Raw genomic sequence first — 25,105 nt, 5'->3', positions numbered from 1 at the left:
AAGGCAATACCTGAAATAAGCTTATTTAAGTTATTGAATTAACTGATGCTGCTGACGATTTCCAGCTGAATCGCTTCCGCCGCCGCGCGCGGATCCTGCGCTTTGCTGATCGGCCGGCCCACCACGATGGCGTCCGCGCCCAGCGCGAACGCCTCGGCCACGCCCACGGTGCGCTTCTGGTCGTCGCCGACCGGGCCGCCCGGGCGGATGCCGGGGCAGACGATGGAGAAGCCGGATCCGGTCGCGGCGCGGATCATGCCGGCCTCCTGGCCCGAGCAGATAACGCCATCGATGCCGGCGGTCTGCGCCGCCAGCGCACGTTGCACGACGATCTCGCCCGGTTCGCCGTTGATGCCCATGGCATGCAGGTCGCTGCCGTCCATGGAGGTCAGCACGGTCACCGCCAGCAGGCGCAGCTCGCCGGCGCGCGCCTCGGCCGCCGCTTCCATCATCCCCGCATGCCAGCCGTGGATGGTGGCGTAGGTCACCGGCCAGCGCGACAGGCCGCGGATCACCCCGGCCACGGTGGCGGGGATGTCGAAGAACTTCAGGTCGACGAACACCCGCTTGTCGCGGCGCGCGAGTTCATCCAGCACGGTGAAGTAGTCGCCGCTCGCCAGCAGCTCCATGCCGATCTTGTAGAACTGCACCGCGTCGCCCAGCCGGTCGACCCACGCCAGCGCCTCGGCGCCGGATGGCGCGTCCAGCGCGAATATCAGGCGCTCGCGCGCGGTCAGCGCGACCGGGCCGCGTGCAATCACGGCGCGTAATCCAGTGCGTCGCGCTTGGCCTGCGTGCGGGCGGCGGGCGGCTGGTCCCAGGCGTTGTTGAACAGCGCCGGCTCCCACGAGCCGTAGGTCGGGTTGGGCAGCATCCACCAGCGCTCGCCGAACCAGTCGTCGTATTCGTCGAACAGCGCCAGGCGGCCGTCGCGGGTGTTGGCTTCCACCTGCACGAAGTCGCCGATCTGGTCGCCGAACTGCATCAGCACGCGGTACTGCTGGCCGGCCAGGCGGCGGCGGCAGTTCTTTTCGCTGCCGTTCTGCTCGCAGCCTTCCAGCACCGTGCCCAGGCCGAGGAAGACGCTGTCGTCGGCGACCGGCAGGCCGGCCTCGCGCAGATTGGCCAGCGTCGCCTCCTTCAGATGCACGGCGCGGTTGGAGATATACAGGACGGTCACGCCCTTCGCGGTGGCGGTCTTGGCGAAATCGACCACGCCCGGTAGCGGCTTGGCCTTCTTCTCGGCGACCCACTGGTCCCAGCTGATCTCGTCGTATTCCTTGCCGTCGCGGATCAGGCGCGCCTGGTACGGCGAGTTGTCCAGCACGGTCTCGTCCACGTCCATCACCACGGCGGGCTTCAGGCCGGCGGCGGCATTGCCGCGTTCGCTCGGTACCAGCGCGTCCCAGTGCCTGTCCTTCAGTGCGACGTCCAGGTGGTCGGCAGCAGTGCGGAAGGTTTGCGTGGTGATCGCGCGGTACTCGACCGAGGTCTGCACCCACGCCACGGCGTTGAGGTTGTCGTGCGTGCCGGTGGGCTTCGTCGTCATGACGGCCGGGGCAAGTGCGGCGGCATCGGCCGGCGCGGCCGCCGGTTCGGTGCGCTTGCACGCGGCCAAGGTCAACAATGAAGCCGCCAGGCCGGCGGCGAGCAGGGAAACGCGCATGGAAGATCCCATTTCGAATGTGCGGGAATTCTAGCCGACCGGTGTTACACGCGTCGTTCGACACGACGGTGCGCGGGTTATCCTGCCGGCCCGTTCCTGTTGCCGATCCCTCCATGGAAGACACCGCGCCCGTCCTGAATGTCGCCGAGGCCCGTCTGCTGGGCTGCCTGATCGAGAAGGAAGCGACCACGCCGGAAACCTATCCGTTGACGGTGAACGCCGCGCAGGCGGCCGCCAACCAGAAGACCGCGCGCGAGCCGGTGATGGCGTTGGATCCGGGCGCTGTCAATCACGCGCTGCGGCAGCTGGAGCAGAAGGGCCTGGCGAAGCAGGTGTTCTCCTCGCGCGCCGAGCGCTACGAACATCGCACCGCGGCGTTCTTCGGCATCCCGCAGCAGCAGGCCGTGCTGCTGGGGCTGCTGACGCTGCGTGGCGCGCAGACGGTGCACGAGCTGCTCGCGCGCAGCGAGCGGTTGTTCAAGTTCAACGACGCGGACGACGTGCGCCACCATCTCGACCGCCTGATCCAGCGCGATGCCGCGCTCGTCGTGCAGATCCCGCGCGGTGCCGGCCAGCGCGAGGACCGCTATGCGCACCTGCTGAGCGGTCCGGTGGATGTCGCGGCGATCGCGGCGCGCGCACCTTCGTCAGCGGGCGAACCCGCATCGCCGGAACTCGAAGCCCGTGTCGCGGTGCTGGAAGCGGACGTCGCCACGTTGCGCTCGCAGCTCGACGCCCTGTTGGCCGCGCGGGACGCCTGAGCGTCAGCCCTCGTCGGGTACCAGCGCCAGCAGGTCGGTCACGCCCATGTCGACACCCGCCTGCGACAGCAGCGTGGTGATCTGTCCGCGATGGTGGGTCTGGTGGTTGAACAGGTGCGTGGCCAGACCGAGCACGCTGCGGGTGAACGTGGCGCCCTTGGTGTTCGCATAGGTGAGCGACGCGTCCAGCCGATCGGCCGTGAGCGCGGATGCCCACTGCAGAATCAACGCGTCCATCCACTCGCGGCGCTCACGCAGCGGCGGCAGCGCCGGATACAGGATCGCATCCAGCGCCGTCGGCATCGGCGTGTCGTCGAGGGCGGCGAGCACGCCGGGCGCATCCGACGCGGAGGCGAAGCGCTTCAGCCAGATCGTGTCGGTCACCACCAGGTGATTCAGCGTGCCGAGAATGGAGCCGAAGAACGCGCCGCGATCCGCCACGATCGCTTCGTGCGGCAGTGTGGCTACCGTGTCGTAGAGGCGCCGGTTCATCCACTGGTTGTAGGACGCCATCAGCGCGACGCGCGCATCGGCGGTCATGCGCCGGACGCCTCGCGCTTCTCTTCCATCAGCCCGACCAGGTTGCCGTCCGGATCACGCAGAAAGCCGGTCCACAGCTCGTGGTCCGGCATGCGTGCCGCCAGCTGCGGCGGGCGCTCCTCAGTGGCGCCGCGCGCGACCAGCGCGGATTGGGTCGCGACGATGTCGTCCACGGTGAAGTACAGGATCGAGTTCGCGCCGACGGCGCCGGCGCCCTGCGGCGTGGTCAGCATCAGGCGCACGTCGCCCGCCTGCAGGAAGGCGAGGGTCGGCGCGGGCTGGAACAGGAAGGTCAGGCCGAGCGCGCCGCGGTAGAACGCCAGCGCGGTATCGACATCGCCGACGGTGATGGCGATCTGGCGGATGTGGGAGAGGCGAGGTTCCATGGCGACGTCTCCGTGATGGCTCATGTCGGGCGTCGACGGCTGCGCAGCAGGAACAGGCTGCCGATGAGCATGCCTGTCAACGACGCCGCCAGTCCCAGTACCGACGCGATCAGCAGTTCGCGCGGCCACGAGACGGGCAGGCCCGCGGTGTCGCCGACCAGCATCCGCAGCAGCACGGCGGCCGGCGCGGCGGCGGCGATCAGCAGCCAGAGGGGCAGGAAGCGACCGGTGCCGAACGCGCGCAACATCATCGCGACGACGGTGATCGCGGCCAGGCCGGGCCCGTAGAACGCGCCGGGCAGTGCGGTCATGGCGGAAGGCGCCCGCCAGTAAGGGAACCCGATACCGACCAGGGCGATCAGGAAACCCACCAGCCACCAGATCCGGCTGTTGCGCGTCATCGTCTGTGCTCCCGTGGCTGCGGGACAAGCGTACCGCGTCGTGCGCGTGATCCCTAGTCGAACATCGCCTGGATCGCGGCGAGGCCGGCGCTGGCGCGTTCCTTCTTGCGCTCCGCGTCGGCCACCGGATCGGCACCGTCACGCTGCAGTTCGTCGGCCGGCAGTTCGTCGATGAAGCGGCTCGGCTGCAGCCGCAGGCGTTCGCCGAAGCGGCGCGTCTCGCGGTTGTGGCTGAGCCACAGCTGCTCCTTCGCACGGGTGATACCCACGTACATCAGGCGCCTCTCTTCCTGCAGGTTGCCTTCCTCGACGCTGGTCTCGTGCGGCAGCGTGCCGTCCTCGCAGCCGACGATGAAGACATAGCGGAATTCCAGTCCTTTCGCCGCGTGCAGGCTCATCAGCCGCACCTGGTTGCCGCCGTCGTCCTTGTCGTTGCGCGACAGCAGCGCGAGCTGCGCAGCGAGGTCGCCGGCGGAACTGCCGCGTGGTCCACCCTCGAACCAGTCGGCCAGTTCGTCCAGGTTGGCGCGGCGGCGCTGGAACGAGGCTTCGTCCTTGCACTGCGAGCGCAGGTCGGCGAGCAGGCCGGAGCGTTCGCTCAGGCGGCGCACCAGGTCGGCCGGCGGAAGCTCTTCGGCATGCCGACGCAGGTCGCGCAGGATGTCGACGAAGGCACTGAGGCCGTTGGCCGCGCGCGGCGGCAGCGCCTTCAGCGCGCCCATCGATTCGGCGGCGCGCGACAGCGGCAGGTGCGCGTGCTGCGCCATCTCGGCCAGCTTCGCCAGCGAGGTGGCGCCGACTTCGCGCTTCGGCGACTGCACCGCGCGCAGGAAGGCCGCATCGTCGTCCGGATTCACCAGCAGGCGCAGCCACGACATCGCGTCCTTCACTTCCTGGCGCTCCAGGAACGCGGTGCCGCCGGTCAGGTGATACGGGATGCGCAGCAGCTGCAGTGCCTTCTCCAGCGCGCGCGACTGGTGATTGCCGCGGAACAGGATGCAGAAGTCGCTCCAGGCCGCGCTCTTCGATGCCTGCACGAAGGCGATCTCGGCGGCGACCTTCTCGGCTTCATGCTCGTTGTCGCGGGTTTCCCACACGCGGATGCGTTCGCCGTCGGCCTGGTCGCTCCACAGCTTCTTCGGGTGTTCGTGCGGGTTGTTGGCGATCAGGGCATTGGCGGCACGCAGTACACGGTTGCTGCAGCGGTAGTTCTGTTCCAGCTTGACGATCTGCAGGGCCGGATAGTCCTTCGCCATCTGCAGCAGGTTGTCCGGATTCGCGCCGCGCCAGGCATAGATGCTCTGGTCGTCGTCGCCCACGCAGGTGAAGTCGCCGCGTTCGCCGGCGATCGCTTTCAGCAAGCGGTACTGCGCATCGTTGGTGTCCTGGCACTCGTCGACCAGCAGGTAACCGATGCGCTCGCGCCATGCGGCGGTGATCTCCGGGTTGTTCTCCAGGATCTGTACCGGCAGCCGGATCAGGTCGTCGAAGTCGACGGCGTTGAACGTGGTCAGCCGGTCCTGGTAGCGCTGGTACAGCAGCGCGGCGTCCTTCTCTCGGTTGGTGCGTGCTTCGGCCAGCGCCTCCTCGGGCGAAAGACCGGCGTTCTTCGCACGCGAGATCAGGTTCTTCGCCATCTCCACGTCGTCGGGCTTGGCGCCGTACATCAGGTCCTTGACCTGCGCATTGGCATCGTCGGCATCGAAGATCGAGAAGCCGCGTTTCAGACCCACCGCCGCGTGTTCGATCTGCAGGAACTTCAGCCCCAAGGCATGAAAGGTGCAGATCGTCAGGCCTTCCGCCGCGTCGCCCTTGATCCGCTTCGCCACGCGCTCGCGCATTTCCTTCGCGGACTTGTTGGTGAAGGTGATCGCCGCGATCCGGCGTGCCGGGAAGTGGTTGCCTGCAATGAGGTGCGCGATCTTCTCCACGATCACCCGCGTCTTGCCGCTGCCGGCGCCCGCGAGCACCAGCAAGGGGCCCTTGCTGTGCAGGACGGCGGCGCGTTGGGGGGGATTGAGACCGTGCATGGAGACTTCCGCGTGGAGCGGGATTGTACCCGCCGACGGACGGCAGCGGTTCGCATTGACAGGGCTGCGCATCATCCCGTAGTGATGCGATTCCGTCAGGACGGGCAAGGAGAAGGCGCATGAAGCTGCTGGCAACCATGATGCTCCTGCTCGCGGCAGCACCCGCACTGGCCAATCTGGCGCCGGCCGGGAATCCACCGACGCCTGCTGCGGCGCCCTCCGCGGCCACCGACGCGCTGCGCCCTGTCGATCTGTTGATCATGCGGGCGGACGACTACCTGTCCTTTCACCCGGACCAGCAATCACGACGCCTTGGGGGCGAAGCGCTGCAGGCAGGACGCGAGGAGGAGGTGCGCGGTCACTTCCTGCGGGCAGCCCGCCATGCCGATAAGTTGTCGCAGGCGGCACTCGCGGAACTGTGGTGGGAAGGTCGTGGCGGCGAGCGGGATCGTGCCGTTGCCTATGCGTGGATGGATGTCGCGGCAGAGCGTGGCACGCCTTACCTGCTGGCCAAGCGCGAGCAGTACTGGGCGCAGCTCGACGCCGGCGAACGGAGCAGGGCATTGGTCGAAGGCGCTGCGCTGCAGCGGGAGTATCGCGACGCCGTGGCCAAGCCGCGTTTGGCGACCCACCTCCGCAGAGGACTGTCGCAGATGACGGGCAGCCGTACCGGTGCGCCACCGCGCATGCAGGTGTGTCCGAGCGCGATCGCAACGGGTGCCGGCGGGTGCGCGCACTGGGTATCCGCCAGCGACTACTACGCTGCGCATCATTGGCGGCCCGGCGCGTACTGGAGGATGCAGGACCGCATCCTGCGGGGCCTGGGCGATGCACGACAGCATGTCGGTGCGGATTCTCAGGAGGTTGCGCGATGACCAGGCGTGGCACCGCCGTTGTCGTTCCCACACGGCCAGGCCTGGCGATCCGGCGCGATCGCTGCACGTACCATGTCGCCGCGGCAACAGGTCGCGCGGTGTGGGGCTGCGCCTGGGACGTGCTTCCATGTAGGCCATCCGTCTGCAGACAACTGCATTCCACCTCCCTTGGCGTGGTCGCATCCCGGCTACGGATGCAGGTATTTGCAGTGAACGCCTTTCGCCGCTACGCCCTCGCCGTCTTCATCGCACTGCCGGCAGCGCCACTGGTGGCTGGCGAGGAGGGGATCGATCCCGCCGTGTTGACCGAGGGCTTCCTCGCCGCGCATCCGGACCTGCGCTGGCGCGCCGAGGGCGTGCGCTCGTACGAACGCAAGGACTACGCCGCCGCCTTGACTGAGCTGAAACGCGCGGCCTATTACGGCGACAAGCCGGCGCAAGCGCTGGTTGCCGAGATGTACTGGCACGGCATCGGTGTCGCCGGGGATCGCGCGCTCGCCTATGCATGGATGGACATCGCGGCCGAGCGCCTGTACCACGACTTCCTGGTGCGCCGGGAAGGCATGTGGAGCGCGCTGGACGACGCGGGGCAGCGGGATGCGATAGCGCGCGGGCAGGTTTTGCTGGAGGAGTACGGCGACGATGTCGCCAAGCCGCGACTCGAGAACATCCTCCGGCGCGAGATGGGCCGTACCACCGGCAGCCGGGTGGGGTTCGTGGGTAACCTCACGATCATTCCCAACACCGGCCCGCTGGCCGGCAGCGGGATGACCGTGAGCGGCAACGAGTACTACGCCCCCAAGTACTGGCAGCCGGAGAAGTACTGGCAGCTGCAGGATGCGATCTGGAAAGCGCCGTTGAGGGGCCGGGTGCGCGTGGGTGAAGTGGAAAGCGTGCCGGCGGATTCGGCAGGTCCGTCCAGCAGCAAAGACAGGTGAGCCGCGCGTAGAATCCGCGCATGGCCAAGCTCTATTTCTACTACTCGGCGATGAATGCCGGAAAGACCACCACGCTGCTGCAGTCGGCGCACAACTACCGCGAGCGCGGCATGCGGGTGGCGATCCTGACCCCGCGGCTGGACGACCGGGCGGGCACCGGCGTGGTGGCGTCGCGGATCGGGTTGCGTTCGGCGGCGGCGGCGTTCGAGCGGGGTGACGACCTCGAGCACTGGATCCGCGAAGACATCGCCGCGCACGGAAAGCTCGACTGCGTGCTGGTCGACGAGGCGCAGTTCCTCACCCGTGCACAGGTCTGGCAGCTCAGCGAAGTGGTCGATGCATTGCGCATCCCGGTGCTGTGCTACGGGCTGCGCACCGATTTCCGCGGCGAGCTCTTCGAAGGCAGCCAGTACCTGCTGGCCTGGGCGGATGAGCTCAGCGAGATCAAGACCATCTGCCACACCGGCAAGAAGGCGATCATGACCGTGCGGGTCAATGCGCAGGGACTGGCGGTGCAGGACGGGCCCCAGGTGGAGATCGGCGGCAACGAGCGCTACGTGTCGGTCAGCCGCGCGGAGTTCAAGAAAATCGCGCGCGGCGAAGGCGGAATCGAGCCGCTGCAGCCGGCCCTGCCGCTGCAGTGAGCCGCCTCAGCGGCAGGCGGCACGCAGCTCGGCGATCTCGTGCGGAATGACGCCGCCATCCGGTAGGGCGGCACGCAGTTCGCCCGCCAGCGCATCCAGCTCGCGGCGCGCGCGCTCTTTTTCGTCCAGGCGGCAACGCGCTTCCGCGATATATGCGCGCGCCAGCCAGCGCAATTTGGGTGCTTCGCTGCCGCCACCCTGATGCGTGGCCAGCGGTTGCAGCAAGGCGATCGCGTCCTGTGGCCGGCCCAGCCGTGTCAGGTGGTGGACCATCGACAGTTCCGAAAACCAGGTGCGCGGATGGTCGGGGCCAAAGCCCACGCGGGTCAGCCGAACGGCGCGGTCGAAGCGCTCCGTCGCACCCTGCAGGTCGCCCTGGGCGGCGAGCACCTCGCCGATCATGCGATCGGTCTCGCCGATCAGCGGATGGCTTGCGCCGATCTGCTCGACGCGTATCTGCCGCGCCTCCAGCAGGATCGCCAGCGCCTCGTCTTCGCGATGCGCGCTGTGCAGCACCATGCCGTAATTGAACAGGGTGCTGGGGAGCAGCTGCCGGTTGTCCAGCTGGCGCAGGATCGTCACCGCGTGCCCGACATCGCGTACTGCGCTGTCGTAGTCGCCCCGCTCCCACGCAATGATGCCCAGTGAGTTCCAGCTGGCGGCGGCATCGCGATGTTCCGGGCCGACGGTGCGCAGGGTGAGCGCATGCAGTTCGCGCAGCTCCGCTTCCGCTTTGCGCAGCTCCCCCAGATCGACATGGATGGCCGCCACCTGCCGGCGGACGGCTTGGGTGATCGGATGCTGTGGACCATGGATCTCTTGCGCCAGGTCGCGCGCGCGCTGGAATGCCGCCAGGGCGGCGTCGGTCTCGCCGCGGTTGCGGTACAGCAGTGCCAGGCTGCGCTGGATCTCGATCACCAGCGGATGCCGTGCGTGGCCGTGCGCCTGCAGGTACGCCAGCGCCGCCCGATAGCCGCGCGCACCGGCATCGGCGTTGCCCAGCTCCACGTCCAGCTGGGCGAGGTCGCGCATGTTCTCGGCGACGCCCGCGTCGTCCTTGAGGTTGCGGCGGATATCCAGCGAGCGGTCGAACATCTGCCGTGCAAGTTGTTTCTCGCCGGCGTCCGCGCGGCAGCGCCCGCTCTGCGACTGGAACTCCGCCACCCGCAGCGGCAGGCGGGACTCCAGCGTCCGCAGTCGCGTTTCCATCGGCGCCATCGCCTGCACGCACTGGCGCGCGCGCCCCAGCAGGCGCAGCACGCGGCCATGCTGCGTGGCGGCCTGCAATCGCAGGCTGTCGGGGGCATCCTCCGTCACGGCCAGCAGGCGCGCCTGCTTTTCCAGCAGCGCGAGCGACTCGTGGTAGTCGCCCAGGCCCAGCCGCAGGCGCGCGATCAAGCCCAGCAATTCGGCTTGCGTGCGTGGCTGGCCGGCGAGTTCGCGTTCGCCGCGGCGCTCGCCGGCAGCGAGCAGTTCGCGTGCGTCGAACGTATTGCCGTGTTGCGACGCACTGGCGTTGTCGAACAGGCCGATCACGAAATCCTGCATCGCCTGCGCACGCGCGGTCTCGCGCATCGCCTGCCGACCCTGCCACACGCTGGCGGCCAGCGCGGCCACCAGTATCGTCGCCACGACGACCCCGATGCCCAGCGCCCAACGATGCCGCACCAGGTATTTGTGCAGCCGGTAGCCCACGCTCTGCGGACGCGCATGCACCGGGCGGCCTTCGATATGCCGCTGCAGGTCCAGCGCAAACGCTTCGACTGACGGATAGCGCTGTTCCGGCGCCTTCTGCAGGGCCTTCAGGGCGATGTTGTCGAGGTCGCCGGCCAGCTTGCGCGAGGTGCGGCGCGCCTCCGGGCACTGGCTGCGGCTGCCGTCGGTGGTGCGCAAGGTGGCCACGGAGGGCTTCAGCGGCTCCACCGCCAGGATGGCCTGCTCCCACTCGGCATCGGTCTGCCGGCGCAGGCGGTAGGGCTTGGTGTTGGCGATGAGCTCGTACAACACCACGCCGAGCGAATACACGTCGGTCATCGTGGTGACGAGTTCGCCGCGGACCTGTTCCGGTGCCGCGTAGTGCAGGGTGAAGGCCCGCACCTCGGTGCGCGGGTGGACCGGTGCGGGTTCCGAATCGTCCAGCAGCTTGGCGATGCCGAAGTCCAGCAGGCGCACGTCGCCGCTCGGCGTCACCAGGATGTTGGAAGGCTTGAGGTCGCGGTGGACGATCAGGTTTGCGTGGGCGTGGCTGACCGCCTCGCAGATCTGCAGGAACAGCGACAGCCGCTCTTCCAGGCTGATGTTGTTGGCCTGGCAGTAGTCGGTGATCGACACGCCTTCGACGTATTCCAGCGCCAGGTAGGGCTGGCCCTCGCCGCCGATGCCGGCGTCCAGCAGGCGCGCGATGTTGCGGTGTTCCAGGCGGGCGAGGATCTCGCGCTCGCGGGTGAAGCGCAGCCGCAGGTTGGGATCGGCCAGGCCGGGCCGCAGCAGCTTCAGCGCGACCCGGCGCTGGTACAGCCCGTCGGCACGCGTGGCCAGCCACACCATGCCCATGCCGCCCTCGCCCAGCAGCGATTCGAGCTGGTAGGGGCCGACGCGCATGCCGGGCTTCAGCTGCCCCGGCTTGTCGACCAGCGGCTGGTCGATGAAGCCCTCGCCTTCCTCTTCCAGCGCGAGCAGCTTTTCTACTTCGCGTGCGGTATCGGGATCATCCGCACGCAGGATCTCGAGTTGCTCCGCGCGCGCCTCCGGGTCCAGTTCCAGCAGGACGTCGAGCAACGGCGACAGGCGTTTCCAGCGTTCGACGTCCATCGGTGCGGCGTGGCGAGGCTGGGCTCAGCTGTCCGCCATCGCCGACAGCAGGAACAGCCGGGCCTTCTGCCAGTCGCGGCGGATGCTGCGCTCCGAGCGCTGCAGCAGTTCGGCGATCTCCAGTTCGGAGAGGCCGGCGAAGTAGCGCATCTCCACGACCTGGGCCAGGCGTTCGTCGGCGGCGGCGAGTTTCTCCAGCGCGTCGTTCAACGCCAGCATGTCTTCGTCCAGGCGCAGGTTGCCTTCCACTTCTTCCGGGATATCCGCCACGCGCTTGAGGTCGCCACCGCGCTTGCGCGCCAGCCGGCTGCGCGCGTAGTCGACGACCACGCTGCGCATCGACGAGGCGGCGTAAGCGAAGAAGTGCGCGCGGTCCTCGAACTTGGCGGTGCCGGTGGAGCCGAGCAGCTTCAGGTAGGACTCGTGCACCAGCGCCGTCGCATCCAGCGTGTAGCCGTGCTGGCCGGACAGCTGGCGACGGGCCATGGTGTGCAGTTCCTGGTACAGCGTGGCCAGCACGCGGTCCAGCGCGGCGCGATCGCCGCTGCGGGCCGAGTCCAGCCAGAGTGTGATGTCAGGTGCGTCGGCCATCCGTCTTCCCCACATGCCAAGGGCGGGAATATAACGTCATTTACCTCACAGGAAGTGAGGGAGGCCCGTGACCGCAGCCAGGGTCAGCGCTGGCAGTGTCCGCACCACACCGTCGCGCGCTGGCCGATGCTGGCCTGCTTCATCGCTCGGCCGCAGCGCGGGCAGGGCGCACCGCCACGGCCATAGGCCGACAACTCCTGCTCGAAGTATCCCGGCGCGCCGTCGGGGCTGAGGAAGTCCCGCAGCGTGGTGCCGCCGCGGGTGATGGCATGGGCCAGGATGGCCTTCACCGCCTCGGCCAGCGCCGCGTAGCGCTCGCGCGAGACCTTGCCGGCCGCGCGCAACGGCGAGATGCCGGCGCGGAACAGGCTCTCGGCCGCATAGATGTTGCCCACGCCCACCACCACGGCCTGGTCCATCAGGAAGGTCTTCACCGGCGCCTTGCGGCCGCGGCTGAGGGCGAACAGGTAGTCGCCGTCGAAGGCGTCCGACAGCGGCTCCGGTCCCAGGTGCTGCAGCAGCGGATGCGTCTCGCCGGCCGGCTGCCACAGCAGGCTGCCGAAGCGGCGCGGATCGTTGAAGCGCAACACGCGGCCGGGTGCGTCGTGCGTGCCCTCCAGCGCGATGTCCACATGGTCGTGCGCCGTCACCGGGGTGGTGGCCGGCAGCACGCGCAGGCTGCCCGACATGCCCAGGTGCAGCAGGGCACTGCCGGCGGCGGTATCCATCAGCAGGTACTTGGCGCGCCGGCGCACGGCGTCGATGCGCTGGCCGGGCAGCTCGCGCGCGACCTCGGAGGGAATCGGCCAGCGCAGGTCGGGCCGGCGCAGCGTGACCGTCGCGATGCGCTGGCCTTCGACATGCGGCGCCAGTCCGCGCCGCGTGGTCTCGACTTCGGGCAGCTCAGGCATCGGCCATCGCCGCGCTGTAGTAATCGCCGTCGCGCCGCACGCGCACCGGCCCGCCGAATGCATGGCTCAGCGGCGCGTCCATCAGCGTGCTGGCGCGGTCGCCATCGGCCTGCACGCTGCCGTTGCGCAGCAGCAGCACGCGGTCGATCTCGGGAATGATCTCTTCGATATGGTGCGTCACCAGCACCAGGGTGATGCCGCGTTGCGCGAGGCTGCGCATCAGGCCCAGGAAATGCTGTCGCGCCACCAGGTCGAGGCCGGCGGTGGGTTCGTCCAGCAGCAGCGCTTCGGGTTGGTGTACCAGGGCGCGCGCGATCAGCACGCGACGCATCTCGCCGGTGGAAAGTTCGGCGACCTGGCGGTCGGCCAGCGCCATCGCGCGGACGTCCTCCAGTGCACGACGGGCGCGGGCGCGCATGTCGGCGTCGACCTGCCGGTGCGGCGGCAGCATGAAGCTGGAGAAGAAGCCGGTGACCACCGCGTCCTCCACGCGCAGGGACGGCATCTGCTGCAGGTCGCGGGTGAGGTCGCTGGTCACCACGCCGAGCCGGTTGCGCAACTCGCTGACGTTCCATCGGCGCAGGCCGAACACCTTCACCGGCGCATCGCCTTCGCGGGCCAGCGGGTACAGCTCGCGGTTGATCAGTTTGATGAACGTCGATTTGCCGCAGCCATTGGGCCCGAGGATGGCCGTGTGCTGGCCCAGCGGGATGGTCAGCGACAGGTCGTGCAGCACGCGCGTCGCACCGCGCACCACGGTGGCGCGGTCCAGTTCGAACAGGGGCGCGATCAGCGCGGAGGAGGGCGCGGGCAGGTTCATCGGGGCGTGCGGGGGAATACCGTGCCAGCGTACCCGAATATCCCGCGGCTTCGAGGGCCGCGGCGGCGCCCTGCCGACCGCAAACACGCGCCCGGCGGCAGCCGCCCCTACAATGCGGTCATGCGCCATTGCCTGCCGTTACTGCTGATCGCCTTCTCGCCGCTCACTGCGAAGGCGCAGGTACATGCCACCGGCGAGTACCTCGCGCGCATGGACACCGACGGTGACGGCCGCGTCAGCCTGGCCGAATACCAGGCGTGGATGAGCTATGCCTTCGATGGCATGGACCGCAACCGCGACGGCGTGCTCTCGGTCGACGAGCTGCCGGGTGGACGCGGCAAGCCGATCACCCGCGACGCGCATCTCGCCCAGCTCGCTGCGCGCTTCAAGCGTCAGGACGTGGACGGCGACGGTTTCCTCAGCGAGAAGGAACTGGCCGCGCCGCCGCGCTGAATCATGGTGCGTGGATCAGGCGTCCGCCCGCGAACGCCCAGTTCTCCCACGTGGTTTCCTTGAAGCAGACCATGACGTTTTCCGGGTTCCTGCCCGCGGCCGTCAGCCGCTGCATCAGGTCGGCCAGCAGCGCCTTCTTCACCTTCACGCTGCGGCCGACCGACCACAGGATCTCGATCAGCGCGAAATCCTCGTCGCGCGCGCCGGCCACATCCGGATATCCCGGGTCGTAGCGGAAATCCTCCGCCGACAGTTCCAGCACGCGCTGGAAGCGGTCGGTCGCCGGCACGCCGGAGGCGACCAGTGCGGCGTGCACCGCATCGAGGATCGACGACTTGAACGCATCGTCCTTCGGGCGACGGACAGTCAGGGTGATCAGCGGCATGGCGACGGCTCGTGCGACGGGTGGCCAGCGTATCGCGTGGCGGGTTCGCGCAAAAGAAAACGCCGGCCATGAAGGCCGGCGTCGGGGTTGCCGGCCCTGGGAGGGGCCGGCGGGGAGGAACGTTTACTTCGTGATGTCGACGTCCTTCGTCTCGCGCAGGAAGAACGTACCGATGATCAGCGTCATCACCGCGATGCCGATCGGGTACCACAGGCCGTAGTACAGGTTGCCCGTAGCCGCGACCAGCGCGAACGAGATGGCCGGCAGGAAGCCGCCGAACCAGCCGTTACCGATGTGGTACGGCAGCGACATCGAGGTGTAGCGGATCTGCGTCGGGAACAGCTCGACCAGGTAGGCGGCGATCGGGCCGTACACCATGGTCACGTAGATCACCAGGATCCACAGCAGGAAGATCGTCATCGGGACATTGATGCGATCCGTCGGCGCCTTCTCGGTGTAACCGGCCGCACCCAGCGCCGTCTTCAGTTCACCGCCGAACGCGGCGGTCTTGGCCTTCACTTCGTCGCCCGGCAGGCCGGCGGCTTCGAACGACGGCACCGAGGCCTGGCCCACGCGGACCTGTGCCAGCGTGCCCGCCGGGGCGGCTTCCACGCTGTACGGCACGCCGGCACGGGCGAGGGCGGCGGTGGCCTGGTCGCACGAACTGGTGAACTTGCGCGTGCCCGGGATCGGGTCGAACTGGAAGGAGCAGGTGTTCTTGTCGGCGACCACGACGGCCGGCGAGGTGCGGCTGGCTTCTTCCACGCCCGGGTTGGCGAAGTGGGTGATGCCCTTGAAGATCGGGAAGTAGGTCAGCGCGGCCAGCAGGCAGCCCGCCATGATGATCTTCTTGCGGCCGATACGGTCCGACAGCCAGCCGAAGAACAGGAAGAACGGCGTGGCCAGGAACAGCGCGGCGGCGATCAGCAGGTAGGCGACCGTGGAGTCGACCTTCAGGATGCTCTGCAGATAGAACAGCGCGTAGAACTGACCGGCGTACCAGACGACGGCCTGACCGGCGGTCGCGCCGAACAGCACCAGCAGCATCAGCTTCAGGTTGCCGCCCTTCAGCGAATCGCGGAACGGGGTCTTGGAGCCCTTGCCTTCGGCCTTCATCTGCTGGAACAGTGGCGATTCGCTCAACTGCAGGCGGATCCACACCGAGATGCCGAGCAGGATGATCGACGCCAGGAACGGAATGCGCCAGCCCCAGTCTTCGAATGCTTCGGTACCCAGCGTCAGGCGGCAGGCCAGGATCACCAGCAGCGACAGGAACAGGCCCAGCGTCGCGGTGGTCTGGATGAAGGCCGTGTACAGGCCGCGCTTGCCGTCCGGCGCATGCTCGGCCACGTAGGTCGCCGCACCGCCGTACTCACCGCCCATCGCCAGGCCCTGGGCCAGGCGCAGCACGATGAGGATGACGGGCGCCGCCATGCCGATCGACGCGTAGTTGGGCAGGATGCCGACCAGGAAGGTCGAGATGCCCATGATCAGGATGGTGACCAGGAACGTGTACTTGCGGCCGATGCGGTCGCCGAGGCTGCCGAAGAACGCCGCGCCGAACGGACGCACGAAGAAGCCGGCGGCGAAGGCCAGCAGCGCGAAGATCATGCCCGTGGTCGGGTTGACGCCGCTGAAGAACTGCTTGGCGATGATGGCGGCCAGCGACCCGTACAGGTAGAAGTCGTACCACTCGAAGACCGTGCCGAGGCTCGAGGCGAAGATGACCTTCTTGTGGCCCTTCGTCAGATCGCCCGACGACGAATGCTGCGCAGACGTGGAACTCATGTGCATTCCCCTCAGAAGCTGTATTTGGTGGTGAACTGGACGCGCCGGATGTCACCCTTGCGGCCGTCCTCGATTTCGCGCACGCCGTACATCAGTTCGACACCGACATCGACTTTCGGCATCGGGGTGTAGAACACGTTGCCGCGCAGGCTCTGCACGCTCTTGGTGACCAGCAGGCCGGTCAACGCATCGTCGTTGTCGTAGTCGCTGCGCGCGAAGATCAGGTTGCTGCGCAGCTTCGGCGAGTAGGCGTGGCGCCAGCCGACGTAGCCGGCCAGTACGCCGATGGAATCCACGCTGCCGTCGCTGGCGTCCAGCACGCCATCCTGGTGGATGCCCAGACCGACGTAACGGGCGATGCCCTCACCGCCGGTGAACTGGTAGTGCAGGGTGTCGTTTCCGCCCATCACCCACTTGCCGCCCACGGTGACGCCACCAGCGACTTGACTGTCGTCGTAGCCGGGACGATCGACCTTGAGTTGCCGGACCAGGCCGGCGATGCCGAACGTGCCCCAGTCGCCCTTCCAGTTGTAGCGCATCGTCAGGTCGGGCAGCGAGCCGCGATCGGACGCGGTGCTGCCGACCAGCGTGGTCTCCGGGTTTTCCAGCGAGGCGCTGAATCCGCCCTTGGTGTAGCGGAGCTGCGCCTGCCGCACGAACAGCACGCCATCGGTAGGACCGACGAAGTCGACGGCCTCGGGGATCGAGGCCGCGTCCATGAAGTTGGACCAGGTCTGGCCGGCCAGCCAGTTGTTCCAGTACATGTAGGCGTGGCGGAGCGTCACGCCGTAGGTGTTGGTGGCCGTCTGGTTGCCCAGCGAGTTGCCGAAGAAATCCATCTCGACCAGCGCGCCGGCCTTGTCGCCGTTCTCGGCCACATGGTCCACGCCCAGGTTGAAGCGCGAGAACTTGGCGTGCGCGTTGTAGTCCCACGACGAGGCATCGCCGGTACCGCCGGCACCGGCCACCGGCGTCTGCCCGGGCAGGTACAACGAACGGCCCGTGGCATCGTCGGCCAGTTGGCCGTCACCGGTCTGGGTGGCCAGGAAATCGGCCTTGATGAAGCCGCCGAACTTGAAGGTGGTGCCCGGCGCGGAGCCAGGCGTGATCGTGATCGCCTGGATCGGCTGCTTGCCGGCGGGCAGCGCGGGCTTGGTGGCCTGGGCGGCCTGCACCTGCGTCACCTGCTCCTGCGTGGTGGTGAGCTGCGTCTGCTGCTGTTGCTGCGAGGACAGCAGCAGCTGCACCTGCCGCTCCAGATCGGCGACGCGCGCTTCCAGCGCTTTCTCCTTGGCGGTCTGCGCGAACGCCATGCCAGGCGCGATCAAAGCGACGAACAGCGCGGCAGCCAGCGGCCGTCGCGCGAATGCGGAACGTTGGGTCATAACCCCTCCCGAAAGGTTGATGGCCGCGTTTCGCGGCTGGGGGGAGACTTGCGCCTGTGTGCCTGCACCGCCTATTCGCCATTAGTCGTAACGGCGGTGCAGCAAAGACAAACCCCGGGAAAAACAGGGGTGCGGCGATCTGTCGCAGTCCGCGGCACGCGCGTTTTAAGACCATCGTCTAAGCCGGATGCTGCAATGCCGCACGCCGGTATGCGTCAAACTCGATCCCCCGGATGCGCCGACGTCGTCCCATCGGATGCCCGCCTTCCGCCCCGCTTGCTTCAGAATCGACGCTTTACTTGAACGTCCCGGGAGGACCTCATGACTGACCTGTATCCGGTCAAGCCGGAATTCGCCGCCAAGACCCGCATCACGCGCGAGCAGTACGAGCGCGACTACCAGGCGTCGATCGACGATCCCGAGGCGTTCTGGGGCAAGGCGGCCGAACGCCTGGACTGGTTCAGGAAGCCGACGCAGATCAAGGACGTCAACTACGCACTGGACGACTTCCGCATCCGCTGGTTCGCCGACGGTGAGCTCAATGCCAGCGTCAACTGCCTGGACCGCCAGCTGGCCGAACGCGGCGACAAGGTCGCCCTGCTGTTCGAAGCCGACAGTCCCGACACGCCGTCCTATGGCGTGACCTACCGCGAACTTTATGAGCGCACCTGCAAGCTGGCCAACGCGCTGCGCGCGCTGGGCGTGCAGAAGGGCGACCGCGTCACCATCTACCTGCCGATGATCCCCGATGCCGCCGTCGCGATGCTGGCCTGCGCGCGCATCGGCGCGATCCACTCGGTGGTGTTCGGTGGCTTCGCGCCCAACTCCATCGCCGACCGCGTGTCCGACTGCGCCAGCAAGCTCATCATCACCGCCGACGAAGGCCTGCGCGGCGGCAAGAAGGTGCCGCTGAAGGCGAACGTCGACGCCGCGCTGAAGCTGCCCGGTACCAACTCGGTCGAGACCGTCCTGGTCGTGCGCCACACGGGTGGTGCGGTCGACATGCAGATGCCGCGTGACCGCTGGTTCGACGCCGTGGTCGATGCGCAGCCGGCCGAGTGCGAGCCCGAGCGCATGAACGCCGAGGATCCGCTGTTCATCCTGTACACCTCAGGGTCCACCGGCAAGCCGAAGGGCGTGCTGCACACCACCGGCGGCTACCTGCTGTATGCCGCGTACACGCACGAGGCGGTGTTCGACCTGCGCGAGGACGACATCTACTGGTGCACGGCCGACGTGGGCTGGGTCACCGGCCACAGCTACATCGTCTACGGGCCGCTCGCCAACGGCGCCACGGCGGTGATGTTCGAAGGCGTGCCCAACTATCCCAACGTCTCTCGCTTCTGGGACGTGATCGACAAGCACAAGGTCACCATCTTCTACACCGCGCCCACCGCAATCCGCGCGCTGATGCGCGAGGGCGAAGCACCGGTGAAGCGGACCTCGCGCGCCTCGCTGCGCCTGCTCGGCAGCGTCGGCGAGCCGATCAACCCCGAAGCCTGGCGCTGGTACTACGACGTGGTCGGCGATGGCCGTTGCCCGATCGTCGATACCTGGTGGCAGACCGAGACCGGCGGCATCCTCATCACCCCGCTGGCGGGTGCCATCGACCTCAAGCCCGGTTCGGCCACGCTGCCGTTCTTCGGCGTGAAGCCGGCGCTGGTGGATGCCAACGGCGAACAGCTCGATGGCGCCACCGAAGGCAACCTGGTGCTGCTGGATTCCTGGCCGGGCCAGATGCGCACCGTGTACGGCGACCACCAGCGCTTCATCGACACCTATTTCCGCACCTATCCGGGCACCTACTTCACCGGCGACGGCTGCCGCCGCGATGCCGACGGCTACTACTGGATCACCGGCCGCGTCGACGACGTCATCAACGTCTCCGGCCACCGCATCGGTACTGCCGAAGTGGAAAGCGCGCTGGTCGCGCATCCCAAGGTGGCCGAAGCCGCGGTGGTCGGCTTCCCGCACGACATCAAGGGCCAGGGCATCTATGCCTACGTCACCCTCAAGGCCGGCGAAGCGCAGAGCGACGAACTGCTGAAGGAACTGGTGGCCTGGGTGCGCAAGGAGATCGGTCCGATCGCCACGCCCGACCACCTGCAATGGGCGCCGGGCCTGCCGAAGACGCGTTCGGGCAAGATCATGCGCCGCATCCTGCGCAAGATCGCCGAGAACGCCCCAGAGCAGCTCGGCGATACGTCCACGCTGGCCGATCCATCGGTCGTGGACTCGCTGGTCGCCGAACGCAAGGTCAAGTAGACGACGTACACGGCCCGTCGCGGGGAGGCGACGGGCCAGCACGAGGCGGGCGGGTGACGCCTGCACCTGTGCAGCACGACCCCCACGGATTACCCTTCCCCCACGATGGACCGCACCGCCATGCCCACCCTGCTGATTGCCGACGACCACCCGCTGTTCCGCGAGGCGCTGCGGGGTGCCGTGCAACGCGTGATGCCGGGCGTGAAGCTGCATGAAGCCGACAGCGTCGATGCGCTGTACGTCCTGGTCGACGCGCATCCCGATGCCGACCTGCTACTGATGGACCTCAACATGCCGGGCGCGCATGGGTTCAACGCGCTGGTGCACCTGCGCGCGCTGCACCCGCAGCTGCCGGTGGTCATCGTGTCGGCGCGCGAGGAACCGGCAGTGATGCGCCGCGCGCTGGATCATGGTGCGCTCGGCTTCATTCCCAAGTCTGCTGATTCGGACACCATCGGCCAGGCCATCGGCATGGTGCTGGACGGCGAGCGCTGGGTGCCGGACGAAGCGCACAACGCGCCCGCCACCAGCCGCGACGAGCAGGAAACCGCGCAGCGTCTGCGCGACCTCACGCCACAGCAGTTCAAGGTGTTGCAGATGCTGGGCGCTGGTTTGCTCAACAAGCAGATCGCCTACGACCTGGGCGTGTCCGAAGCCACCATCAAGGCCCACGTCACCGCCATCCTGCGCAAGCTGCACGTCACCAACCGCACGCAGGCGGTGCTGGCCGCCGGTCGCTTGGCGGTGGATCCCGACGGCATCGTATTACCGCCGGAAGAAGCGGAGTAGGGCCGGCGCGACGTCGGGGCGGTGTCAGTTCCCGGCTATCGGTGCGATGCCACCGTCAGGCCGAACAGTCGCATTACCGGTCCGGTGAGCAATGCGCCCACGACGGCGCACGGCGTGCCCCACAGCAGCACGGCCACGTAGATCATCGAAGCGCCGCCACCCTGGTACGGCCGCACGCAGTCGGTGTAGTAGGCAAACACCAGCCACGGGGCGAACAGCAGGCACGCCCCCACCGCCCGCAACGGATTGGCGGTGAACAGCGACATCAGCGCCGGCAGTAGGGGCACCAGCAGGAACATGCCCAGTACCTGCACGAACGTCACCAGTGTGTGTTCGTAGCAGCCGATGCTGTTGAGTGCCTGAAGCGCGAGGACGCATGCGATGGCGATGACGCCAGCAACCACGGCCTGCTTGCGGGGAATCACCATGGGCGGCTTCCGGGTGGAGGTGTGGCGAACGATAGCGCGAGGGTGTGGAGAATGAGCAACAGTAAGCGACGCCGGTGAGCGCGTCAGCTAGGCGTGTTCGAACAGAATGAACGGCTAGGTCGCTCCGTTCGGAACGAACCCCGTCGCATGAAGCGTTGCAAGAGGCTGGAACAACGGGCTAGGCAGCTCCGACCAGCGGAACCATTGCCAGCCAGAACACTTCTCGGGCTCGCACAGCGCCGGATCACCAGCGTCGCTTCGGGCAACGACAAACAAGGTGATGTAATGCTTGCCCTCCGAAGCAAATACATCACTCGTGTAGGGGCCAGCGGTGATGCTCTCGATCTCCAGCCCGGTCTCTTCGCGGACTTCACGTACAGCGCACGCCGCGGCGCTTTCACCGAACTCAAGATGTCCGCCGGGAAGCGCCCACGTGCCCGCACCGTGTGAGCCCATCCTCTTCCCGAGCAAAACCAGCCCATCGCGCATGACAATCGCGCCAACGCCAACAAGCTGTTTCCCTGGATTCATGGCAGGAGTTCCTCGTGGCGTGACGCCTGGATCAATCTGGCCCGCAAAGCGGGCTCGGCTTGAATGAATGTCTGGATGCCTGCTGCGGCACTCCGCATCTACTTGTCTTTGATGACAGTGCCGTGCTCCAAAGCCAAGCGCCAACCATTACCGCGATTGATCCAAACAGTTGAGTAGCGCTCCTGAAAGGAGAACTCCTCGCCGTGCGCACGCACACGGCCCGTGAAACGCCCGGTCAGGATCGCGGCCTCTCCATAGATTGTGATCGAAATATGGTCGCTTCCGCCTTCGATGATATCAATGGCTCCTGACGCAAGCGATCGAATCTGTTCGGCCTTGTTGCGAACTACACCGCCAGGGCCAATGTACGTGAACTCAGGGAGGTACAGAGCGTCGAGAGCGGACGCATCTGCTGCTACAAGCGCCAGATCGTAGCGGTGGTTCGCATCACGCAAGTCATGCTCTGGATCGCGCTCGGAGGCCAATGCGTTTGGCGCTAGTACCGAGAGGCATAGCAGGATGATTGCAGGCAGTCGCCACAGATGATGTCGAGGCACCCAACGCCCGATCCAAGCCGAACCGTGAAGCGGGTTCGGCGCGAATGAATTGTCGGGTGTGCGCCTCATGATCTGTCGGGGCGACAGGATGGGCCATATGCCTCACTGTATGCCTTGCCGAAACATTTGACCAAGCCATCAACAACATCGATGTTCAGTGGCCAGCGCATTCTGATAGGTGGTTGGCCGGGTTGGGTCGGAAACTCCATGAATCCATCCACGAGTGGCGGCATGCCCGGCGCTGAGCCATAGGGCACGGTCGCCAACTGATCGCGTGCGCGTTCAAGGCTTTCCTTGTCGCCCGAAAGGAAGGCAATAGTGGCATCAACGTAGTGGTTCCACCCCGCAACGTCCCGGGCCGGGTCTTTCTTGGAACTCTCAAGGACTGGAATGGCTTGCTTGTTCATCCCCGAAAACGCGAGCATCTGGCCTTGATGCCAAGCTACCGTTGATGATGAATCTGGATATCTTTCCCGATAGGCGGCAATCAGCTCTGCGGCGGCGGCCTCGCAACCTGGCATGTTTCCAATTTTGCGCCACCCACCATTGGGGACGTCCTGGTCAAATGCCTTTTCGTCAAGAGACAGAAGTGCCTCTCGATCATAAGCGCACCTATCCGCATCCTGACGATTCGTTGCATTGACTGAGAAAGCCGTGAAAAAAGAAATCATCAGGATCTTCTTCATAGCGCACCTAACGCCTGAACTAGGCCGTGCCGCGAAGCGGCGCCGGCTTGAATGATTTGTTGGGCCACTTATCGAGTAATGGCGAGAGTAGCGCTTTGAGGGGCAATGGCATCAGTGTTGCCTCGGATCTGGCTGGAGTAGCCGCCCGTCTCTTCCCGGATGTGTCAACGATGACGGTGAACGCAACCGAGATCATCTCCTGCCCCCAGTGCCGCCTATCTCCGCACTGGCGGGAGTGCCGGCGCGAGTGGCCATGACAAGCGTGGCCAGTATGGCTCAGGTGCGCATGTCTGAAACAGTTGCCTTGACCGTGCGAGTATCCGGCGCGCTGCCGGGAGTTACGTTTACTTGGACGTTAGGGCGGGCACCAACCCATGCGCCCTGTGAGTCCGGAGGCGACGAATCCGCGACCGCCGAGAACGAGGCCGTGAGTAGACCGACAGCGAACAGCGTCTTCACGCGACCTCCGGGTTCGTTGAAAAAGTGGGCTAGCGCTCGATTCCAGCCCCGCCACTAAGCAGCGTCGGCTTGAACGAATTGTCGGGCGCCAAAGCGGCCATGCTATGACCCCAAATGCTTGTGGATGAAGGTAGCGACCAAATCTAGCACCAAGTCCTTCCTTTCGCGGTGCGGCACATGACCGCAATCTCTCAGGATTTCAAGGCTTGTCGGGCCCTGGACATGCCTGGCGATGGTTCTAGGAAACTCCTCGGAGCCGTACTCGTCATTGTTTCCGTGGATGGCGAGAACCGGGCATTGGACATCTTTGAGGTGCGAAACAATCGACCAAGACCTGAACTGTGGAGACAACCAAACCTCTATCCATGCGTCCAGAACCCAGCGCGACTTGTCGCCGTGCCATTTATTGAGCTTTGCGAACCGCTCCGGGATCCTGAAAGACTCTTTGGCAGCCTCGATGCCGGCAAGCGTTCTTGGCTCTACAAATGCTTGGGCAGACTCTGATATGACTGCCATGCAATGACTGGGATGGAGCGCCGCAACCGACAGAGCCATGCTGCCGCCAACGCTATGACCGAAAAGAACATATCTATTCAGGTCAAGGGCTCGAGCAATGGCAGGAAAATGAACTTGTGCTTCCTCGAGGATAAATTTTGTGCTTGGCGGGGCATAGCGTGGAGATGACTTGCCAAATCCAAGTCGGTCATATGCGATGACTGGTCTTGCGGATGCTTTTGAAAGTTCGGCAGGAAAGTCATGCCACATTTCTACGGAGCCTAATGAGTCATGTAGAAGGACGATTGGCTCCGGGACGGTACTGCCAGAATTCCAGCGGCGAACAAAAATGTTTCCACCAGGAACGGCCACCAACGAATCTGTGGTTTCAGCACTCATTGACACTGATCTTGGTCCCCAACTCCTGAACTAAGTTGCGCCGCGAAGCGGCGTCGGCTTGATGAACTGTCAGGGCGCATTTGCATGACGGTCAAGGAACGCCCGGTTTTTCTCTGTTGCCAGAGCCAGTGCTGTCAGAAGTTCTTTTGAACGCAAGCGAATAGGATCCCCAGGCAGCGTGCTGCATTGCTGCAAGATTCTCGGCGCGACCTGAGCCGGCCGGCATGTCATTGACCGGTATGGGGTGAACTGCAGCGAGGAACGCCAGAACGGCAGACTCCTGTTCTTCGGTGAAGAGACCAGAGCTAATCAGGTAGTGGCCGGACAATGCATCATCCCGCGGCTCCCAGGCTGTGTTGTAGTCACCCATAGCCTCGCATGGGTCTTCTGGTGAGCTAGCCAAGGCCTCGACAGTAAAGACGAAAGCGTCGTATGCGAGGTGCGACGCTTCAAGTGCTGAAATTTGCTGTGGGTCTGACATGCGTCCTAACGCCTGAACTAAGCCGACCCGCGAAGCGGGTTCGGCTTGAATGAATTGTTAGACCCGTACCGCCAACGATGGCCGCACGCTTTGCATTGCATGTCGGACGCACTGGTGGGGAAGGGTGCCGATGCGAAGAGAAATGTAGCAACCGCCAGAGCGCGCTGCCTATGTGGAACAGAGCTAGCTATCTCGGCCGCTCCGCAAGCAGGGCAGGCATCCACCGCCTCCGGGTGCTCGGCGATCAAATCTTGCTCATAAGTGCCGGCATGGTAGGCGGCAATGACCTCTTGCGCTTGTACCGCAAATTGCTGAGGCACCTGAAGTGCGGTCCCGCCAAGAGCCACGGACAAGGGCCAGTTAGCGATGATGTGTTGATCGCCAATGACACTTGCGGGAATGCCCTCAGCCTCGAGACGGGCCCGCAGGATATGCGCCTCCCAAGGGTCAAAATAGCGTCCGACTGTCGTAAGCATGATTTGGGGTTAACGCCTGAGTTGAGCCGACCCGCGAAGCGGTATGGCGGAATGATAGAGCCCGCCATTCAAGCCGATCTGCGAAGCGGTCTCGGCTTGGGTAATCCCCCCGCAGATTAGCAGACCTCAGAAGTGGAATTTTCTCGTACGCTTT

26 protein-coding genes are annotated in these 25,105 nt (G+C 66.1%); 7 read left to right on the top strand and 19 right to left on the bottom strand.

Annotated features, from left to right (window positions below; genetic code table 11):
* Positions 1-38: 38 nt before the first annotated feature.
* Together pyrF and AX730_RS06440 are read right to left on the bottom strand one after the other, a co-directional pair.
* On the bottom strand, positions 39-761 hold the full coding sequence (gene pyrF, locus AX730_RS06445) for an orotidine-5'-phosphate decarboxylase (protein WP_407071475.1): 723 nt from the start codon (positions 759-761) through the stop codon (positions 39-41).
* Positions 758-1,666: a 5'-nucleotidase, lipoprotein e(P4) family gene (locus AX730_RS06440; protein WP_062353657.1), complete on the bottom strand. Its 909-nt coding sequence runs from the start codon at positions 1,664-1,666 to the stop codon at positions 758-760. Before AX730_RS06440 ends, pyrF begins: the two co-directional genes overlap by 4 nt.
* 113 nt (positions 1,667-1,779) lie before the next feature.
* On the opposite strand from AX730_RS06440, the gene AX730_RS06435 reads away from it, so the two are divergent.
* Entirely contained in the window at positions 1,780-2,427 is a 648-nt protein-coding gene (locus AX730_RS06435) for a YceH family protein (protein ID WP_062353654.1), read from the top strand.
* Between the two features lie 3 nt (positions 2,428-2,430).
* Here the strand turns inward: AX730_RS06435 and AX730_RS06430 are convergent, their stop codons facing one another.
* The 4 genes from AX730_RS06430 to AX730_RS06415 are packed head-to-tail and all read right to left on the bottom strand — an operon-like array spanning position 2,431 to position 5,784.
* Complete coding sequence (locus tag AX730_RS06430; protein ID WP_062353651.1) at positions 2,431-2,967, bottom strand: DinB family protein; 537 nt, start codon at positions 2,965-2,967, stop codon at positions 2,431-2,433.
* Positions 2,964-3,353: a VOC family protein gene (locus tag AX730_RS06425; protein WP_062353648.1), complete on the bottom strand. Its 390-nt coding sequence runs from the start codon at positions 3,351-3,353 to the stop codon at positions 2,964-2,966. The genes AX730_RS06430 and AX730_RS06425 overlap by 4 nt, the downstream gene beginning before the upstream one ends.
* 20 nt (positions 3,354-3,373) lie before the next feature.
* A complete protein-coding gene (locus AX730_RS06420; protein ID WP_062353646.1) occupies positions 3,374-3,754 on the bottom strand; it encodes a hypothetical protein in 381 nt (126 codons plus the stop codon).
* A gap of 53 nt (positions 3,755-3,807) precedes the next feature.
* Positions 3,808-5,784, bottom strand: coding sequence for a UvrD-helicase domain-containing protein (locus tag AX730_RS06415; protein ID WP_062353644.1), 1,977 nt, complete (start codon positions 5,782-5,784; stop codon positions 3,808-3,810).
* 119 nt (positions 5,785-5,903) lie between these two features.
* On the opposite strand from AX730_RS06415, the gene AX730_RS06410 reads away from it, so the two are divergent.
* The 3 genes from AX730_RS06410 to AX730_RS06400 all read left to right on the top strand — a co-directional run bounded on the left by AX730_RS06410 (position 5,904) and on the right by AX730_RS06400 (position 8,241).
* On the top strand, positions 5,904-6,659 hold the full coding sequence (locus tag AX730_RS06410; protein WP_062353642.1) for an SEL1-like repeat protein: 756 nt from the start codon (positions 5,904-5,906) through the stop codon (positions 6,657-6,659).
* 209 nt (positions 6,660-6,868) lie between these two features.
* On the top strand, positions 6,869-7,597 hold the full coding sequence (locus tag AX730_RS06405; RefSeq protein ID WP_157074126.1) for an SEL1-like repeat protein: 729 nt from the start codon (positions 6,869-6,871) through the stop codon (positions 7,595-7,597).
* A gap of 20 nt (positions 7,598-7,617) precedes the next feature.
* Positions 7,618-8,241 carry a thymidine kinase gene (locus AX730_RS06400; RefSeq protein WP_062353635.1) on the top strand — a complete coding sequence of 208 codons (624 nt, stop codon included), beginning with the start codon at positions 7,618-7,620 and terminating at the stop codon, positions 8,239-8,241.
* Between the two features lie 6 nt (positions 8,242-8,247).
* On the opposite strand, the gene AX730_RS06395 is transcribed toward AX730_RS06400, so the two are convergent.
* The 4 genes from AX730_RS06395 to AX730_RS06380 form a co-directional block, all read right to left on the bottom strand.
* Positions 8,248-11,052, bottom strand: coding sequence for a serine/threonine-protein kinase (locus AX730_RS06395; protein WP_062353632.1), 2,805 nt, complete (start codon positions 11,050-11,052; stop codon positions 8,248-8,250).
* 24 nt (positions 11,053-11,076) lie between these two features.
* A complete protein-coding gene (locus AX730_RS06390) occupies positions 11,077-11,643 on the bottom strand; it encodes an ECF-type sigma factor (protein ID WP_062353631.1) in 567 nt (188 codons plus the stop codon).
* A gap of 83 nt (positions 11,644-11,726) precedes the next feature.
* Complete coding sequence (mutM, locus tag AX730_RS06385) at positions 11,727-12,554, bottom strand: bifunctional DNA-formamidopyrimidine glycosylase/DNA-(apurinic or apyrimidinic site) lyase (protein WP_062353628.1); 828 nt, start codon at positions 12,552-12,554, stop codon at positions 11,727-11,729.
* Complete coding sequence (locus AX730_RS06380; RefSeq protein ID WP_062353625.1) at positions 12,547-13,374, bottom strand: ABC transporter ATP-binding protein; 828 nt, start codon at positions 13,372-13,374, stop codon at positions 12,547-12,549. The genes mutM and AX730_RS06380 overlap by 8 nt, the downstream gene beginning before the upstream one ends.
* A gap of 120 nt (positions 13,375-13,494) precedes the next feature.
* On the opposite strand from AX730_RS06380, the gene AX730_RS06375 reads away from it, so the two are divergent.
* Positions 13,495-13,827 carry an EF-hand domain-containing protein gene (locus AX730_RS06375; protein ID WP_062353622.1) on the top strand — a complete coding sequence of 111 codons (333 nt, stop codon included), beginning with the start codon at positions 13,495-13,497 and terminating at the stop codon, positions 13,825-13,827.
* A gap of 1 nt (position 13,828) precedes the next feature.
* On the opposite strand, the gene AX730_RS06370 is transcribed toward AX730_RS06375, so the two are convergent.
* The 3 genes from AX730_RS06370 to AX730_RS06360 all read right to left on the bottom strand — a co-directional run bounded on the left by AX730_RS06370 (position 13,829) and on the right by AX730_RS06360 (position 17,385).
* On the bottom strand, positions 13,829-14,212 hold the full coding sequence (locus AX730_RS06370; RefSeq protein WP_062353620.1) for a tautomerase family protein: 384 nt from the start codon (positions 14,210-14,212) through the stop codon (positions 13,829-13,831).
* Between the two features lie 123 nt (positions 14,213-14,335).
* Entirely contained in the window at positions 14,336-16,000 is a 1,665-nt protein-coding gene (locus AX730_RS06365) for an MFS transporter (RefSeq protein WP_062353617.1), read from the bottom strand.
* Between the two features lie 11 nt (positions 16,001-16,011).
* Positions 16,012-17,385: a DcaP family trimeric outer membrane transporter gene (locus AX730_RS06360; RefSeq protein WP_062353614.1), complete on the bottom strand. Its 1,374-nt coding sequence runs from the start codon at positions 17,383-17,385 to the stop codon at positions 16,012-16,014.
* 321 nt (positions 17,386-17,706) lie between these two features.
* Between AX730_RS06360 and acs the strand changes: the two genes are divergently transcribed.
* Both acs and AX730_RS06350 read left to right on the top strand, forming a co-directional pair.
* Positions 17,707-19,650 (top strand): acetate--CoA ligase, encoded by a 1,944-nt coding sequence (acs, locus tag AX730_RS06355; protein ID WP_062353611.1) that lies wholly within the window; start codon positions 17,707-17,709, stop codon positions 19,648-19,650.
* Between the two features lie 120 nt (positions 19,651-19,770).
* Complete coding sequence (locus tag AX730_RS06350) at positions 19,771-20,439, top strand: response regulator transcription factor (protein ID WP_062353804.1); 669 nt, start codon at positions 19,771-19,773, stop codon at positions 20,437-20,439.
* A gap of 35 nt (positions 20,440-20,474) precedes the next feature.
* Here AX730_RS06350 and AX730_RS06345 read toward each other — a convergent pair whose 3' ends face one another.
* From AX730_RS06345 to AX730_RS18805, 6 genes are all read right to left on the bottom strand, one after another.
* A complete protein-coding gene (locus AX730_RS06345; RefSeq protein WP_062353609.1) occupies positions 20,475-20,867 on the bottom strand; it encodes a hypothetical protein in 393 nt (130 codons plus the stop codon).
* A gap of 114 nt (positions 20,868-20,981) precedes the next feature.
* The gene (locus AX730_RS06340) at positions 20,982-21,398 is read right to left on the bottom strand and encodes a nucleotide triphosphate diphosphatase NUDT15 (protein ID WP_062353606.1); all 417 of its coding nucleotides are present in this window, start codon (positions 21,396-21,398) and stop codon (positions 20,982-20,984) included.
* A gap of 98 nt (positions 21,399-21,496) precedes the next feature.
* A complete protein-coding gene (locus tag AX730_RS06335) occupies positions 21,497-21,883 on the bottom strand; it encodes a nuclear transport factor 2 family protein (protein ID WP_062353603.1) in 387 nt (128 codons plus the stop codon).
* A 137-nt stretch (positions 21,884-22,020) separates the two neighbouring features.
* Positions 22,021-22,641 (bottom strand): hypothetical protein, encoded by a 621-nt coding sequence (locus AX730_RS18390; protein ID WP_232310190.1) that lies wholly within the window; start codon positions 22,639-22,641, stop codon positions 22,021-22,023.
* 561 nt (positions 22,642-23,202) lie between these two features.
* Positions 23,203-23,994 (bottom strand): alpha/beta fold hydrolase, encoded by a 792-nt coding sequence (locus AX730_RS06330; RefSeq protein ID WP_062353600.1) that lies wholly within the window; start codon positions 23,992-23,994, stop codon positions 23,203-23,205.
* 91 nt (positions 23,995-24,085) lie between these two features.
* Positions 24,086-24,475 carry a hypothetical protein gene (locus tag AX730_RS18805; RefSeq protein ID WP_157074125.1) on the bottom strand — a complete coding sequence of 130 codons (390 nt, stop codon included), beginning with the start codon at positions 24,473-24,475 and terminating at the stop codon, positions 24,086-24,088.
* Between the last annotated feature and the right edge of the window lie 630 nt (positions 24,476-25,105).

It is taken from the genome of Pseudoxanthomonas mexicana, from assembly GCF_001556105.1.
GTDB lineage: Bacteria > Pseudomonadota > Gammaproteobacteria > Xanthomonadales > Xanthomonadaceae > Pseudoxanthomonas_A > Pseudoxanthomonas_A mexicana_A.
Note: the sequence above shows the minus strand (reverse complement) of the source record. Positions and strands in the feature narration are given on the sequence as shown.